Annotated in this window: 1 protein-coding gene; it reads left to right on the forward strand. The window is 39.6% G+C overall.

The features are described 5' to 3' along the window. Positions 1-117 precede the first annotated feature (117 nt). Positions 118-2,297 (forward strand): hypothetical protein (locus PSU78_RS10545; RefSeq protein ID WP_300387758.1); only part of this gene is annotated, 2,180 nt, incomplete at its 3' end.

The following is a 2,297-nucleotide window of genomic DNA, read 5'->3' on the forward strand; positions in this document are numbered from 1 at the left end:
TCTATAAGTGGATCTGCTAATCTGTTAAAATATGTGGCGTATGACAAACGCAATGGTTTGATATTAGGTAGTAGTGGCACGCTTATAAGAGTTTACGATAATAATGGAACATTGGTAATGCAGGATAAATCTTCTTTGAATAATAATGGTACTGCAGTTACTTATAATTTGCAAGCCGCTGCCTATACCAGTCGCAATCATTTGGTGTTTGGTGGGGCCAGTGCGCACATTAAAAATCTGGAATCCGAAAAAGCATTTACAAGTTTATTTTGGTATGATAAGTTGGGTCGCATGGTGGTGAGCCAAAATACCAAACAATACAATAAAGCAACTAAGGCTTATAGTTATACTCAATACGATGCATTGGGCCGTATTACTGAAGTTGGTGAAATAGCACAATCTACTAGTATTAATTTGCAATACACCTCCTCATTTGTAAATGGAATCTATACAACTAAGCAATTAGATGATGCTAACTTTGCGACATGGATAAGCGGTGGCGCAAGAACCGAACTCACTCAGACCTATTACGATGAACAATTTGCTCCTTCAGGCACCTTGACCCAAATTAACCTTCGCAAACGCGTGGCTTCTGTTACCTACGAAGATGCCTACGATGGCAATCCTGCCACCTACCAAAGTGCCACCCATTATAGCTATGATATACATGGCAATGTTAACCACATGGCACAGGAAATTAAAGAAACCAAATTCCTGGCCACTGGTTTAAATGTTAAATACATTGATTATGATTATGATCTGGTAAGCGGTAAAGTAAACAAGGTGAGTTATAATGTTGGTAAAAAGGATCAATATTACCATCAGTATGAATACGATGGGGATAATCGAATTACCAGAGTACTAACCAGCAGAGATAATCTTTGGTGGGACAACGATGCGTCTTATAAATACTATAACCATGGCCCTTTGGCCCGCACAGAAATAGGCGACATTAAAGTACAAGGCATGGATTATGCTTATACCTTACATGGTTGGTTAAAGGGGGTGAATAGCAATACATTAAATGAAAGCCGTGACATGGGTAAGGATGGTGCTATTGGTAGCACAAGGCAGTTTACAGGGCGCGATGCCATGGGGTATACGCTTGGCTATTATTCTGATAATACTGGCACAGGTACTTTCGATGGCGATTATTCGGCCATTAAATCGGGCGCCATTACCGATAGATTTGAGGCTTCAGTTACAGGTAGCGATTTATTAGCGGCTCGCAATGATTTATACAATGGCAATATTAGCCACATGGTAACGGCCTTGCCAGATGCAGTCAATTATGGTATTTCGCGCACCATTACACCTTTAGCTAGAGGCGGTGCTTATAAGTACGACCAACTCAATCGATTGAAGGAAGCACGTAGTTTCTTTAATGTGAATATGATTACCAATCAGTGGCAAGTTGGAGGAGGATCACCCGTTGATTTTTATGAAAACTTTTCATACGATGCCATGGGAAATATTAAACATGTGAACCGCTATGGCAATGGCGGCTTGCAAATGGACAATATGGATTATGGTTATAATTATGATGCTACTTCTGGCAATTTATTAAGCAATAAATTGTATGGTGTGAATGATAATATTGGCCTAAGTGGAAATTACACAGATGATATTGATAACCAACAGGGCACTATCAATCAGGATTCTTATTTCCGTAATTACAAGAACAATTATGCTTATGATGAATTGGGTAATCTAAAAAAGGACAGTGCCGAAGGTATAGCCAATATCGAGTGGACAGTGTATGGAAAAATAAAAAAGGTAATCCGCAGAACGGGTAGTACTAAACCCGATTTAGAATTTATTTATGATGCCGGTGGCAATCGGATTTGCAAAATTGTAAAACCTAAACCATTGAATTGCAATACAGCCAAATATTATTATTATCTTCGTGATGCACAAGGTAACGAAATGGCCAACTATGAATTAAGAACGAACACAGCTTGTAACCACGATACCCTATTCGTTGCAGCCCATCCTATTTATGGCAGTAGCAGGGTAGGGGTGGATAATCGCAGGGCCATACTATACAACGGAGCCAATGTAAGTGCCGATACTACTACTATTACTTACCGTAAAATAGGTTGGAAAAGTTATGAACTCAGCAACCATTTAGGCAATGTATTGGTAACAGTAAGCGATAAAAAAATACCAAAAAGATTAACGGGTGGACCAGGGGCAATTGACTACTTTGATCCAGACATAAGTACTATCTCAGATTATTACGCCTTCGGTAGCCCAATGCCAACCCGCACTTGGAGTGACCCGAATGCTAAGTATAA

This window comes from Methylotenera sp. (assembly GCF_029945705.1).
In the GTDB taxonomy this organism is placed as follows: Bacteria; Pseudomonadota; Gammaproteobacteria; order Burkholderiales; family Methylophilaceae; genus Methylotenera.